Consider the following 12,801-nt stretch of genomic DNA (forward strand, 5'->3'; position numbering starts at 1 on the left):
GCGAACTATTCAGTCCGGCCGCAGCAATTTTTATATTTTTTCCCGCTTCCGCAGTGGCATGGCGCGTTTCTGCCGATATCAACCACTTTGCGAACCGGTGCTTTCTTCGCTTTTTTGTTTTCATCGCCTTCCTGAGGCTGATGAGCCGTCGTTTGGCCTTGTACAACCTCTTCGCGCTCCAGATTGTTTTCAATCTCAGCTTTCATCACAAATTTTGCGACCTCGTCCTCAATTGATTCAATCATATGCTCAAACATCGCAAAGCCTTCCATTTGATACTCACGCAGCGGGTTCGTTTGCGCGTAAGCACGAAGGTGAATCCCTTGGCGAAGCTGATCCATCGCATCGATATGGTCCATCCATTTTGAATCGACGGCGCGAAGGACAATGACTTTCTCAAATTCGCGCATTTGCTCTTCACCGAATTTTTCTTCTTTTTCATCATATTTGGTCATGATGCGATCCATGATGAGTTCATGCATTTCATCCGGTTCTTTGCCGAAGATGTCACTCTTCTCAAGTGCGCCTTCATCAAGATAAGTCGCGTTAACAAGCTCAACAAGACCGTCAAGCTTCCACTCCTCAGGAAGCTCTTCTCTTGGCGTATAGGTAGCAATTGCCCGTTCGAGAGAAGACTTGATCATATTTTCAACGATTTCACGCAGGTTTTCAGAGTCGATTACTTCAAAGCGCTGCTTATAAATGACCTCGCGCTGCTGGCGGAGAACGTCATCATATTGCAGAAGCTGTTTACGTGAATCGAAGTTATTTCCTTCAACGCGTTTTTGAGACGATTCAACCGCGCGGGATACCATTTTGCTTTGAATCGGAGTGGAATCATCCATACCAAAGCGGTCAAGCATCGCCATTGTCCGCTCAGCTCCGAATCTGCGCATCAATTCATCTTCCATAGAAAGATAAAATTGAGTGATCCCCGGGTCTCCCTGACGTCCAGAACGTCCCCGGAGCTGGTTGTCAATCCGGCGTGATTCATGGCGTTCCGTTCCGACAACAGCTAGGCCTCCAAGCTCTTTTACACCTTCGCCAAGCTTAATGTCCGTTCCGCGACCCGCCATGTTTGTCGCAATCGTAACTGCGCCTTTTTGGCCGGCCTCTTCAATGATCTGCGCTTCACGTTCATGGTTTTTGGCGTTTAATACTTGATGCGGGATCCCTTTGTTTTTGAGCAGCTTAGAGATCAGCTCAGACGTTTCAACAGCAACCGTACCGACAAGAACAGGCTGTCCCGTCATGTAACGCTGTGCGACATCCTCCGCAACCGCCTTAAACTTTCCTTCCATCGTGCGGTAAATTAAATCCGGACGGTCGTCACGGACAACAGGCTGGTTAGTAGGAATTGTGACAACCTGCATGTTGTAGATGTTGCGGAATTCCTCTTCCTCTGTCTTAGCTGTACCCGTCATACCGGCAAGCTTTTCGTACATCCGGAAGTAGTTTTGGAACGTAATCGTCGCCAAGGTCATGCTCTCATTTTGAATTTCAAGCCCTTCCTTCGCTTCAATCGCCTGGTGAAGCCCCTCACTGTAGCGGCGGCCTTTCATCAGACGTCCCGTGAAGGAATCAACAATAACAACCTGTCCGTCTTCCACTACATAGTCAACGTCCTTTTGCATCGCAACGTGAGCTTTTAAGGACTGGTTGATATGGTGGTTGAGCGCGACATGCTTCACATCAAACAGGTTATCGATGCCGAATGCTTTTTCCGCCTTCGTCATTCCTTCTTCAGTAAGCTGAACAGCTTTTGTTTTGATATCATACGTATAATCCTTCTCTGCTTTTAACGTACGGACAAAAGCATTTGCCTGCACGTACAGCTTAGTGGATTTCGCAGCTTGTCCAGAAATGATAAGCGGTGTTCTCGCTTCATCGACTAAGATAGAGTCAACTTCATCTATTACCGCAAAATGAAGCGGGCGCTGAACCATCTGCTCTTTATATAGAACCATATTGTCACGCAAATAATCGAAGCCAAGCTCGTTGTTTGTGGAGTAAGTAATGTCAGCAGCATAAGCTTCCCGTTTTTCGTCTTTTGACATTGAGTTTAAATTCAAGCCGACTGTCAAACCGAGAAACTCGAAAATTTTCCCCATCTGCTCAGCATCACGGCTTGCCAAATATTCGTTGACAGTCACGACGTGTACGCCTTTACCTGTTAACGCATTTAAATAAACAGGCAGAGTAGACGTTAACGTTTTCCCTTCCCCTGTTTTCATTTCCGCGATATTTCCGTCATGAAGCGCCACGCCCCCCATGAGCTGGACTTTGAACGGAAACATGCCGGTTACGCGGCGTGAAGCTTCCCGAACAACAGCAAATGCTTCCACAAGAAGATCATCAGTTGTCGCCCCTTTTTCAAGGCGCTCTTTAAATTCAATTGTTTTATGTTTCAGCGCGTCGTCAGAGAGATTTTCATAGTCTCCGCGAATCGCATCAATATCGTTAGCTATTTTTTCGTATCTATTCAGCGTACGTTTTGTTGGATCAAACATTTTATTTAAAATTCCAAGCATTTATAACGCTCCTCTATCTTCACATGCCTGTTTTTGCAGGCATGTATAAATAATTTACTAGTCCATGTATACCTCTCATTATCATATCATACCTTTTGTTATTTCCAAAGAATTTGCAAATAAGAAAAACAAAAACCTTCCGCGGACATCACGGAAGGCTGCTCTTCATTATTCAGTCGGTTCAATCAAGCCATATTTCCCATCATTTCTGCGGTACACGACATTTGTAAGGTTTGTTTCCGCATTTGTGAAAACAAAGAAATTATGGCCGAGCATATTCATTTGCAAGATCGCTTCTTCACTATCCATCGGCTTTAAATTAAAGCGTTTCTGACGGACAATGTCCAAGCTCTCATCCTCTTCTATTTCATCCTGAACCGCAATATCTGTATCAGAGTCAAGGCCGTTTGCCAATAAATATTTTGGAGAGCCCTGCTCACGGAATTTACGGTTTACTTTCGTTTTATGCTTACGAATTTGACGTTCCAGTTTGTTTGTTGCGAGATCAATTGCGTTGTACATATCCTCGTTATGCACCTCGGACCGAAGCGCCAGATCTGTCATTGGAATCGTAACCTCAACTTTAGACTCCTTGTCATTGTAAAACTTCAAGTTGACGTTCACATCGGCATTCACGCTATGGTCAAAATAACGCTCCAGCTTGCCGATTTTCTTCTCGACATGATCCTTTAACGCGGGTGTCACTTCAATATTTTCTCCTCTGATGTTATAGTTCATCAAAGAACGCCTCCCTTTTATTAAGGATATGTATCTATTTCTCCTTTACCCTTCACAATTCCTGCTGAAACGTAAACTTTTTGTGAAAATTCAGTGAACTTTGTCGAATTGTGTTGTATTTGCTGCTATATCAGCGGTTCGGAGGTATATGTATATGCTGATGGTACGAAACAAATACCTCACCCTCGCCTAATTGATTACAAAGGGCTCCATGCATTTATGAATGGACAGCATCCATTTTCTATAATGAATCAAAAAATGTTCTTTTAAATACTCACAGAACTCATGGGAGGGAAAAGAGAAAGAAACCAATTGATCAAACTCCGCAAAAATTTCGTCAAATGCTTTAACGCAAATTTCAGCGCACCGCGTATTCATAACAAAGAGAAGTGTTGAATGTGTTGAATCCAAATGAAAAAAGGCTTGGATCAGATCTTGGTAGATCCGATCCCCTTCTGTTTTTGATAAATTCTGTTCAGCCTCTATCAAATAACACAGCCCTTCCTCAATGGTAAAAAGAAGATGATAATAAGCTGATAAAAGCGTATAATCTTCAATGCTTTTCAAGGCACTCACCTATTTACGCTTGTCATAATATCTGCCGTCAATCGTGATGTTGTTATAAGGATTTAAATACGTCGTATGCATCGCACGTTTTCTTTTTACCTGCTGGAGTTCTGCTGCGATTGACTGCTTCAGTCTCTCCATTTCCTTCACAATTTGCTGATCCCATGTCAGGACTAGCTTCATCTGCTTTTGTTCCTCTTCTGAAAGCGGCAGAGATATCTCCTGAATAAGTTCAGACCGTTTAGCAACAAAGTCTTCAATTTGCTTTAAAAGTTCATCGCTTTCCGGTGTATCTTGTATGTGTGACAGCATACTCTTCGTCTCAGTGTATAGTTGATCTATGTTTTTCATGCGATCCCGCCTGATCCGTGCCGGTCCTTCCGTTCACTTTGCATAGCTTGTTTCCAAGCATCGCGAAAATCTGTTACATAACCTTCAACCTCAGCCAGCATACTCGTATCATTTTTGATATTTGCCTGTACCAATCTTCGATACATATAATCGTACATCGCACCCATGGAACCGGAAAGCTCTATGTTACGGTTAAGTGTAAAATTTAATTCCTGAATGATATTTTGCGCTTTAATCAGATTTTCATTTTTACGTTCCATATCATCATTCTCAATCGCCTGAGATGCAAGTCTTATAAATTTCAAACAACCATTATATAGCATAAGCGTCAGTTCACCGGGTGTAGCGGTATTTACTGAATTTTGCTGATAGGCTGTATAAGGATTTTGGATCGCCATGTGTCATCCTCCAAATTACATTTATTGTACAAGAAGCTGTGATAAATAGGACGCTTGTTCGTTCATCTTTTGAATCGCAGAATCCATTGCACTGAATTTTTTATAATAGCGGTTTTCTATCGTATTCAATCTGTCCTGCATTTTGGTGATATCCGTACTAATCGTATTTAAATTTTTGCCGATTGAGTAGTCATTGGTTCCCATTGTCGAGTTACCGGCTTTTGCTTCAATGCTTTTCACTGTACTTTTGAGTGTGTCACCGATGCGTTTCATAATTCCTTTTTCACTATAGTTGCTGCTGTTCGTTCCGCTTGTAAATAAAGCGGCGACACTTTGCGGATCTTCTTGTATTTTGGCTTTCAGTTTGTCTTCATTAATCTCCAAATGTCCTCGCAATTGGTACGCACTTGAGGTTGTGATGCCAAATTCAGTTAATTGATAAGTTTTCCCATCCGTATTTACTTGAGAATAAAAATCAGACCGCATTTGGTTCGTACCAGTGCTTATGCTGGTATCATTTCTCAGCAAACCGCTTTTTGCCTTCTCCTCCCAGAGTTCTACCTCTTTATCGGACATTGCTTCTTTTTGTTCACTCGTCAGCGGAGTATAGTCTCTGTATTTCTCTTCATGCAGCTTTTCATTTAGGCTGTCAACCAATTCATTGTATTTATCTACAAACTCTTTAATTTGGTTATAAATTCCGTCAACATCAGTCGAAACAGAAGTTGTAACAGGGCCTGTGGCTGCAGTTGTATTTTTAATTGAGTAGGTAACGCCATTAACCGTGAAATTGTTTGTCAGCTTCTCCATTTCAAAGCCATTAATAGTGACTTTTGCATTTGTTCCTTCTTTGTAAGCAGTGAGCTTATTATCAGCGTCCAAAGAAAAACCAAGCTGACCTGACATAAAGCCTGCTGTAGCAGAGTCTGCTGCCTGTATGCTGCCTCCTGCGCCTGTTGATTTAGAAGAAAACGCTATCGTTTCTACATACTCTGTACCATTCCAAATTTTATCTTTAAATGCTGATATTCCTAGATCTGAGCTGTTAATTTTAGAAATCACATTATCAATCGTATCAGCACTCGTCACACTGATGTTTACTGTTTTTGCCGTTGTCTCGCCAGGCGCAACAACGTTAAATGCCAAATTATAATCGCCTTGTGTGTATCCCGTATAATTATTTGCCTTATACGTTGCTGCGGTTGCCAAGCTCGCTACTTCAACAGTAGAAGAAGAGTTTGGTGCACTTGCGCTTCCTGTAGCAGTTAACACAGACTCATTGGAGCTGGTCACAGTTTTGCTCTGATACGTACTCGGATATGTCAACGTATTTTTAGACATATAATCTTGCAATTCTTTTATTTTTGAGTTTACTTCACGATAGCTGTCACGCTGCCATTCAAGAGTCTGTTTTTTTTGTGTCAGCTTATCAAGCGGCGCTCTTTCTGTCTGCATCAGCTTTGATACGATATCATCTATATCCATTCCTGACGCCAGACCTGTTATTCTCGTGACCATTTCAAACCACTCCTAATCTACTTTTTTTCATCTACAAATAACCCAAGAAATTCAGTCATAGCCGCATAAAAATCAAGCCACCGTTTCGGCGGAATTTCGCGGATGACTTCATTTGTAGAGTCCTCTATTACCTTTACATAGTATTCATTTAACTTTTCATGGAGCTCAAACTTCAGATGAACTTGCGAAGGTTCCAAAAGCTTGTTCATTTCCCCTACCATTTCAGCAAGATGGGTATATGAAATTTGATGAACAGGAACCTCACTCTCATGATCTTTCTGGTTATGTATTTGAGTATCATAACGATCAAAAACAGGTTGTAACGTAGTGAGCCTTTCAATATTCAATTGATCATCCCCTATGCCCCAATCTATCGTTTATATCGACTAAACCGAGATAAGATTACACATATTTTTGGAAAAAAACTCATTCGTTTTAAATTTCTTGTTTGGAAATACATTTATAAAGCAGGTGGAGAATTCGATTATTATATCATGAGCTAACGAAAGGTTAGAGACAGCAAGGGGAATGATTAGGAGTTAGAAATATAAAATAAAAGACCCCGGCTAACGCCAAGGTCTTTTTTAAAATTAACGTAACAATTGAAGTACGTTTTGAGGCTGTTGGTTCGCTTGAGCAAGCATCGCTTGAGAAGCTTGAGAAAGAATGTTGTTCTTTGTGAACTCGCTCATCTCTTTAGCCATGTCAACGTCACGGATACGAGACTCAGCAGCTGTCAGGTTTTCACCAGAAGCGCTTAAGTTGTTGATTGTGTGCTCAAGACGGTTTTGTACCGCACCAAGTTTTGAACGTTGAGTAGAAACTGTATTAATAGCATCGTCAACGATTTTAAGCTGTTCGTTGAATCCGCCAGCTGCGTCCGCTGCAGTAGTCGCAAAGTTTTTCACATTGATATTTGAAACTGCTTGTCCAGCAACAAGAGCTCCACCACCATCTACTGCTCCGATAGCAGTAGCAGCCATGCTTTCGATATTAACAGAAAGCTGTTGACCACCGTTTGCTCCAATTTGGAATGTAAGCTTATTAGTACCAGTAGAACTGAAAGTACCGTCTAAAAGTTTTTTACCGTTAAACTCAGTACGATCGGAAATACCATTTGCTCCACTGCCACCGCCGATTTCTTCAACAAGTGAAGAGATCTCGTCTTGGATTGCTTGAAGGTCAGTACCATCTTGAGTACCTGTGTTTCCTGCTTGAACAACTAGTTCACGAACACGTTGAAGAATAGAGTGAGTTTCAGTCAATGCACCCTCAGCTGTTTGGATAAGAGAGATTCCGTCTTGAGAGTTTTTAGAAGCCATTTCAAGACCTCTGATTTGTCCTCTCATTTTTTCAGAGATCGCAAGACCTGCTGCGTCATCTCCTGCACGGTTGATACGAAGACCTGAAGAAAGTTTCTCCATGTTTTTTTGGCTCGCACTGTTGTTTGAAGACAAACGGTTCAGTGTGTTAAGTGCTGCGATATTGTGGTTAATTCTCATTGTTTTGTTCCTCCCTGAATATGTTTTTAGGCACGTCCTTGTGCCTCATTTTTTGTAACTGGCGGAGTATTTGCGTCTCCTCCCGGCTACATCATTAATATCGGATTGTCTCTGATTTTGTTAATACAAAAATAAAAAAATCCTCACTTTTTTTGTGAGGATAATGCGGAGATCACATCGCTGGATAACGCTGCTGCACGGTTATTTTCTTCCTGAATGGTCAAGTAAATTTCTTTTCTGTGAATATCAATATGCTTTGGGGCTTCAATTCCAAGTTTCACTTGATCACCCTCAACCGCAATCACTTTTACTTCAATATCAGCACCTATTTGAATCGCTTCATTTATTTTCCGCGATAAAACTAGCATGATTCTCCTCCAATCGGATGCTTTGTCGTATATGAGGAGTCGTGTAAAACGACTTGCTTAGCCATCATGTTCTTGCGATTCACAATAATGGGGGCCAATAAATTGGCAGTAGATTTTTCGAATGGCTCTGCCATGGTCAAGATTGTCATAACTTCTACGTCTTCAATATTATCGATATCCAAAAGTTCAGCAGTTGATTCATCAAGATCAAACTCATAATTCTTAAAAAAGATGAACGGACTTACAACGATGAACGCAAGATGTTCTGAAGTGACGGACTGCAGTGCCACGAATGGAGAGTCTTCTGAAAGCGGAAGAATGACGAACTGTTTTTCTTCTAAAAAGCCTGGAATCCCGTTTTCAAAAAGAATGATTTGTTCTTCTTTTACGTTCATTTGGCCATGGTACTTAGTATGAATGATCATTGTTCACGATCCTTTTCTTTTTACTTTTCGAGTTATTCTTTCGGGTATTCTACATCTATATTTAAATCAGGGTATTGGAGCATGTCAACCTTAACGTTCCCCGGCGTATATTCAACAATTGGTTTATGCGGTTCAGCCTGAATAACAGGCTTTCGCGGCGTAATCTGAATATCAAGCTGTGACGGGGTATATTGTATTTTCACCCTTGAAAGAGAAGGAGCATAATTTTCGCCTAATTGAATTTGGTGCATCTCAGAGTTCCTCTTTGCTTGTGAAGCGATTGGGTTCCCCTTATTTTCAATTCTCATAAGCTCGTCCCCTTCTTCTGCAGTGCGGGCTATTCCCTCCATGACATCCTCATGTCCTTGCTGGGCGGCTTCTTCGATTCTTTTGAATATATGTTTTCTGTCTAATTCTTCCCATGCTTGCGTTTGGTCAATCGTGAGTTTTCCAGGTGTCACTGATATTTCCATTTCCGCGCTTGGCTGTTCGATATCTAAATCGGCTTGCGGCTGCTCCATTTTTAAGCTGGCAGGCGTCGTTGTTAAACCAATTTTCCCTTGAACACTATGCATAATCAATCTGGGAATTTGCATCACTCTACCTCCTAAACTATAAAAAAAGCGAACTCCTAAGAGCCGCTTACTTTAAAAAGTCAATCAATGTAGGCTGAACAATTTGCGCATTTACAGCCAGAGTAGCCCTATGCACGCTTTGCTGCGCAATAAATTCAGTTATTACTTCTTCCAGTTCTACATCTTCATTGTCTGATAACACTTTTGTAGCTGTTTCTTCCTGAGCTGAGAGTCTTGTATTAATCAGTTCAAGACGATTATACCTCGCTCCAAGATCAGAACGTTCAGCACTCATGCCCTCAGAAAATTGTTCAATATCATTTAAAACGCTATCCATGCCATCTAGTGAACCTGAACTAAGTGCTTTCTCAAATGAGTCAAGCATTTCAAACACATTCTGTCCGCTTTCAGAAGTGCCCCCAAAAGCTGACTTTGGATCTGAATTCACTTTTAATGTCATATTATTAGAGATATTGACAATGACATCAGCAGTATCAGAGATTGTAAAAGTTCCGTCTCCGTTATCTGTAACGGGAGGCTTGTCTGAGTTTGTGCCATTAAAGATATATCTGCCGTTCACTTGTGTATTCGCAATATTTAAAAGCTGTTCCTTTAACTGCTTCACTTCTACACCAATTGCTTGCCGCTCCGCTTCACCATTTGTGTCATTTTGAGCTTGAACAGCTAATTCTTTGACTTTTGATAAAATGTCAATTCCTTCAGTAATGTTCGTCTCTGTGTTTTCGAGCCATGTAAAGGCCTGAGAAGCATTACTTTGATATTGCTGCACTTGAGACAATTGCGTATTATATTTTAAGCTTTTCATTGCTACTACAGGATCGTCGGACGCTTTTGAGATTTTTTTCCCTGATGAAATCTGTGATTGAAGTTTATCCAGCTTCGAGTAGCTTGAACCGATATATCTCAATGAGTTTTGCTGAATCATGCCTTGTGTTACTCTCATTTGATCTACCTACCTTCCTCCGACACCCATGCCATTGATCACTTTATCGAGTATTTCGTCTTGTAAAGTGACCATTCTCGCAGCAGCATTGTATGCGTGTTGGAATTGAATCATATTCGTCATTTCTTCGTCTAAAGAAACTGCGCTCATTTGCTGACGGTTTATGTCAGCGTCATTAAGCTGTGTTTCTGTATTAGACGCCAGGCGATTAGCTTCTTGTGCTTTAATTCCAAGCTCGCCAATCAGCCCTGCATAGTAATCTAACACACTTGTTTTTTTACCATTAATGGTTATATCACCGGTTAAAACATTCGCTAAATTTGTTGCATTTGAATTATCGTTGGCTGCGCCAGTCAGTGAGAAAGCAATGTTTGCGCCTTTTGAATCTAATATGCTGTCAGCAACTTTAATCTTGCCTGCTGCTCCTTTTGCAGTTTCACCACTGGTAAAATCAAAAAAGTCCCCGCCTTGTTCGCCGCTCTTGGTCAAACCATTTCTGTGCACCTCATTAAAAGCTTTTGCGAATTCAAGCGCCATATTATCAAGGTCAGAAAGCATGTCCGGGTATATGCCTTTTTCTTGGCCGTCTGCTGTTACATACCCGTAAGACTCTATAAATCCTAAAAGGGATCCCTTACTGTTGAATGACTCAGCCTGTACAGTAGTGTCTCCGATTGAAATACTTGATACTAACCCAGTTTCATTATCATAGTTGGCTGCAAGTTCTGAAACCTCGTAATTTTTACCGTCCAAAACAGTTCCCAGAGACTGTTTATTCTTATCAAGGATTTCAATGGAAACAGTCCCTTCAGCAGAAGCAAGCGCATTCCCGCCTGATTTGTTGTAACTGACCTTGATATCAACCATTGAGGATAATTTATCTATCAGCAAATCTCGCTGATCATATAAACCATTCGGAAGAAGCCCGACCGGTTCTACTTGTGCAATTTGTTTATTTAAACTGTTTAATTGAGAAAGCAGAGAATTGACATCCAACACAGTCGTATCTAGCTCTGCTTTTAAGTTCGATTGAACATTTGTAAGTGATTCAGAAATATAATTAAACGTTTCTGCTACAGCTTTCCCTTTTTGAGCAACAACAGAACGCGCGCTGTCTTCGTTTGTATTATTCGATAATTCCTGCAGGGAATTCCAAAACGAATTGAGCACACTGTTTAAGCCGCTGTCATCCGTCTCATTTAAGATGCCTTCCATTTGGGACAGAGCTTTAGCTTTCGTGTCGTAGTATCCGGCACTGTTGTTTTGAAGACGGTATTGGTAGTCAAGAAAGATATCTCTTATTCTCTCAACTGACTTCCCTTGTACACCGGTTCCCATTTGCCCTGCGGTTTTTTCTGCGTTTTTAGATACAGCAGGGAAATAGTCAGTTGCCTCTAATGAGACTCTCTGTCTTGTATAACCATCAGTATTGGCATTTGCCACGTTATTTGCAGTAGTGCTTAACGCTGCCTGCTGAGCGCTTAACGCCCGCCTTGCAGTTTCAAGCCCCATAAAGGTAGATGTCATATTCTGAATTCCTTTCTGTTAAGCTTTTGAATCAAATAGTTTCATTCGGCTGCTTTTTGGAAGCTCAGCTTTAATTGATTTGCTATAATTGAAGTTGTTTTCCTTAGGAACCAGCGTATCGTATGAAATAGAGATGAATTGCAGCGCATCTCTCGTCAGCTGCCTATTCATCTCATTCACTTCTTTCAGTCGTCCGAGAACTTTAGAAAGAGATTCATATAGTTGTTCCAGCTCTTCCTTTTCACTGCCAGAGGTTTTGGCGATACATGCGGAAATGGTGTTATTTTCGCTGTATCCGAGAAAGGCAGAAGTTGCTTTGATCCGGTCATCTTCTGTCTGCCCAATAGCTTGAATATATTTTTGCTCTTTTGTCAAAATATTAGAAAGCTCTTTTGTTTTACCGCCTTTGAGCGCTTCAGTCTTTTCCTCAGACAGCGTGAGCAGGTGCTCATGCAGAACGCAAAGTCGCTTCAATTGTTCAATAATTGGCTTTGCTGACATGGGCTTTCTCCTTTTTTATTGCTTTTTATAAAAATTAATCATATTTTTCGCTACATGATTTGCGTCTACTTTGTATGACCCGTTTTCAATTTGCGCTTTAAGCTGCGCAATTTTTTCCTGGCGTGAACCAGTGACTGCGTCGGATGCATTTTGCATTTCTTTAGCCTGTGATGAAATTTCAATTTTATCTTGAGGCTGTGCAGCAGTTTTTTGCACCGCTTGCTTTTCATAATTTTTTTGGTATGGATTAACGGATTGTGTTCCAAATTGATTGATTTTCATAGGATTCCTCTCGCTTTCCGTTGCAGTCTTTAAACAATCTAACCCTTTTATCGACTGCGTTTTCAGTTAGTTTAGGGAATCAATTGTTTTTGGTATTATAGGCATAGTATGTGTCTTTTTTACTATTTTCTCTCTCTGTTTTCAGTGCGTCCTCGTGGTCCAAATGATCCATTTGAGCCTTTAAATCGGACTGACAAGCCTTACAGAACTTGCCTTCCCGAATCGATGTCCCGCATCTTTCACAAGGGTATGCCAAATTGGGAAGATGAGTGATTTGAATGCGTTTTTGCCTGATGAATTTCAATATCAGCTCTTCTTCTACACCTGTTTCCTCGGTTATGCGGCTCAAAGTTGATTGCCGGTTTTCCTGTTTCCTTAAAAACTTATATACAATCTCAAATGATTTTTCTTCTTCCTTAATACACGCCTGACATACGGTTTGCAGCTTTGTTTTTAAAAATAAAGCATTGCATTTCGGACAATTCGCCAGTTCTCCCATCTTTTTTCTCCTTATTCGATAATATGCCTGTGTTATTTTCTAGTGATTATATCGG

At 41.1% G+C, this 12,801-nt stretch carries 16 protein-coding genes; all 16 read right to left on the reverse strand.

What is annotated here, in order from left to right; genetic code table 11:
* Nucleotides 1–5 precede the first annotated feature (5 nt).
* Nucleotides 6–2,531, reverse strand: a complete 2,526-nt coding sequence (gene secA, locus BSI_RS19780) for a preprotein translocase subunit SecA (protein WP_003235435.1) — start codon at nt 2,529–2,531, stop codon at nt 6–8.
* Between the two features lie 168 nt (nt 2,532–2,699).
* Nucleotides 2,700–3,269 carry a ribosome hibernation-promoting factor, HPF/YfiA family gene (gene hpf / locus BSI_RS19775; protein ID WP_003235436.1) on the reverse strand — a complete coding sequence of 190 codons (570 nt, stop codon included), beginning with the start codon at nt 3,267–3,269 and terminating at the stop codon, nt 2,700–2,702.
* A gap of 189 nt (nt 3,270–3,458) precedes the next feature.
* Nucleotides 3,459–3,836 (reverse strand): DUF8042 domain-containing protein, encoded by a 378-nt coding sequence (locus BSI_RS19770; protein ID WP_003235437.1) that lies wholly within the window; start codon nt 3,834–3,836, stop codon nt 3,459–3,461.
* Nucleotides 3,837–3,845: 9 nt separating this feature from the next.
* On the reverse strand, nt 3,846–4,187 hold the full coding sequence (gene fliT, locus BSI_RS19765; protein ID WP_003235438.1) for a flagellar protein FliT: 342 nt from the start codon (nt 4,185–4,187) through the stop codon (nt 3,846–3,848).
* Nucleotides 4,184–4,585, reverse strand: a complete 402-nt coding sequence (fliS, locus tag BSI_RS19760) for a flagellar export chaperone FliS (protein ID WP_003235439.1) — start codon at nt 4,583–4,585, stop codon at nt 4,184–4,186. The genes fliT and fliS overlap by 4 nt, the downstream gene beginning before the upstream one ends.
* Before the next feature lie 21 nt (nt 4,586–4,606).
* Nucleotides 4,607–6,103: a flagellar hook-associated protein 2 gene (locus BSI_RS19755; protein ID WP_003235440.1), complete on the reverse strand. Its 1,497-nt coding sequence runs from the start codon at nt 6,101–6,103 to the stop codon at nt 4,607–4,609.
* Nucleotides 6,104–6,120: 17 nt separating this feature from the next.
* The gene (flaG, locus tag BSI_RS19750) at nt 6,121–6,450 is read right to left on the reverse strand and encodes a flagellar protein FlaG (RefSeq protein ID WP_003235441.1); all 330 of its coding nucleotides are present in this window, start codon (nt 6,448–6,450) and stop codon (nt 6,121–6,123) included.
* A 243-nt stretch (nt 6,451–6,693) separates the two neighbouring features.
* The gene (gene hag / locus BSI_RS19745) at nt 6,694–7,605 is read right to left on the reverse strand and encodes a flagellin Hag (RefSeq protein ID WP_003235442.1); all 912 of its coding nucleotides are present in this window, start codon (nt 7,603–7,605) and stop codon (nt 6,694–6,696) included.
* Between the two features lie 143 nt (nt 7,606–7,748).
* Nucleotides 7,749–7,973 (reverse strand): carbon storage regulator CsrA, encoded by a 225-nt coding sequence (csrA, locus tag BSI_RS19740; protein WP_003235443.1) that lies wholly within the window; start codon nt 7,971–7,973, stop codon nt 7,749–7,751.
* Nucleotides 7,967–8,398, reverse strand: coding sequence for a flagellar assembly protein FliW (gene fliW, locus BSI_RS19735; protein ID WP_003235444.1), 432 nt, complete (start codon nt 8,396–8,398; stop codon nt 7,967–7,969). The genes csrA and fliW overlap by 7 nt, the downstream gene beginning before the upstream one ends.
* Nucleotides 8,399–8,430: 32 nt before the next feature.
* The gene (locus BSI_RS19730) at nt 8,431–8,994 is read right to left on the reverse strand and encodes a DUF6470 family protein (protein WP_003235445.1); all 564 of its coding nucleotides are present in this window, start codon (nt 8,992–8,994) and stop codon (nt 8,431–8,433) included.
* A gap of 46 nt (nt 8,995–9,040) precedes the next feature.
* Nucleotides 9,041–9,937, reverse strand: coding sequence for a flagellar hook-associated protein FlgL (flgL, locus tag BSI_RS19725; protein WP_003235447.1), 897 nt, complete (start codon nt 9,935–9,937; stop codon nt 9,041–9,043).
* 9 nt (nt 9,938–9,946) lie between these two features.
* Entirely contained in the window at nt 9,947–11,464 is a 1,518-nt protein-coding gene (gene flgK / locus BSI_RS19720) for a flagellar hook-associated protein FlgK (RefSeq protein ID WP_003235449.1), read from the reverse strand.
* Nucleotides 11,465–11,482: 18 nt separating this feature from the next.
* Complete coding sequence (flgN, locus tag BSI_RS19715) at nt 11,483–11,965, reverse strand: flagellar protein FlgN (protein ID WP_003235451.1); 483 nt, start codon at nt 11,963–11,965, stop codon at nt 11,483–11,485.
* 15 nt (nt 11,966–11,980) lie between these two features.
* Entirely contained in the window at nt 11,981–12,247 is a 267-nt protein-coding gene (gene flgM, locus BSI_RS19710) for a flagellar biosynthesis anti-sigma factor FlgM (RefSeq protein WP_003235453.1), read from the reverse strand.
* Nucleotides 12,248–12,326: 79 nt separating this feature from the next.
* Entirely contained in the window at nt 12,327–12,746 is a 420-nt protein-coding gene (locus BSI_RS19705; RefSeq protein ID WP_003235455.1) for a TIGR03826 family flagellar region protein, read from the reverse strand.
* Nucleotides 12,747–12,801 lie beyond the last annotated feature (55 nt).

The organism is Bacillus inaquosorum KCTC 13429, assembly GCF_000332645.1.
Taxonomy (GTDB): Bacteria; Bacillota; Bacilli; order Bacillales; family Bacillaceae; genus Bacillus; species Bacillus inaquosorum.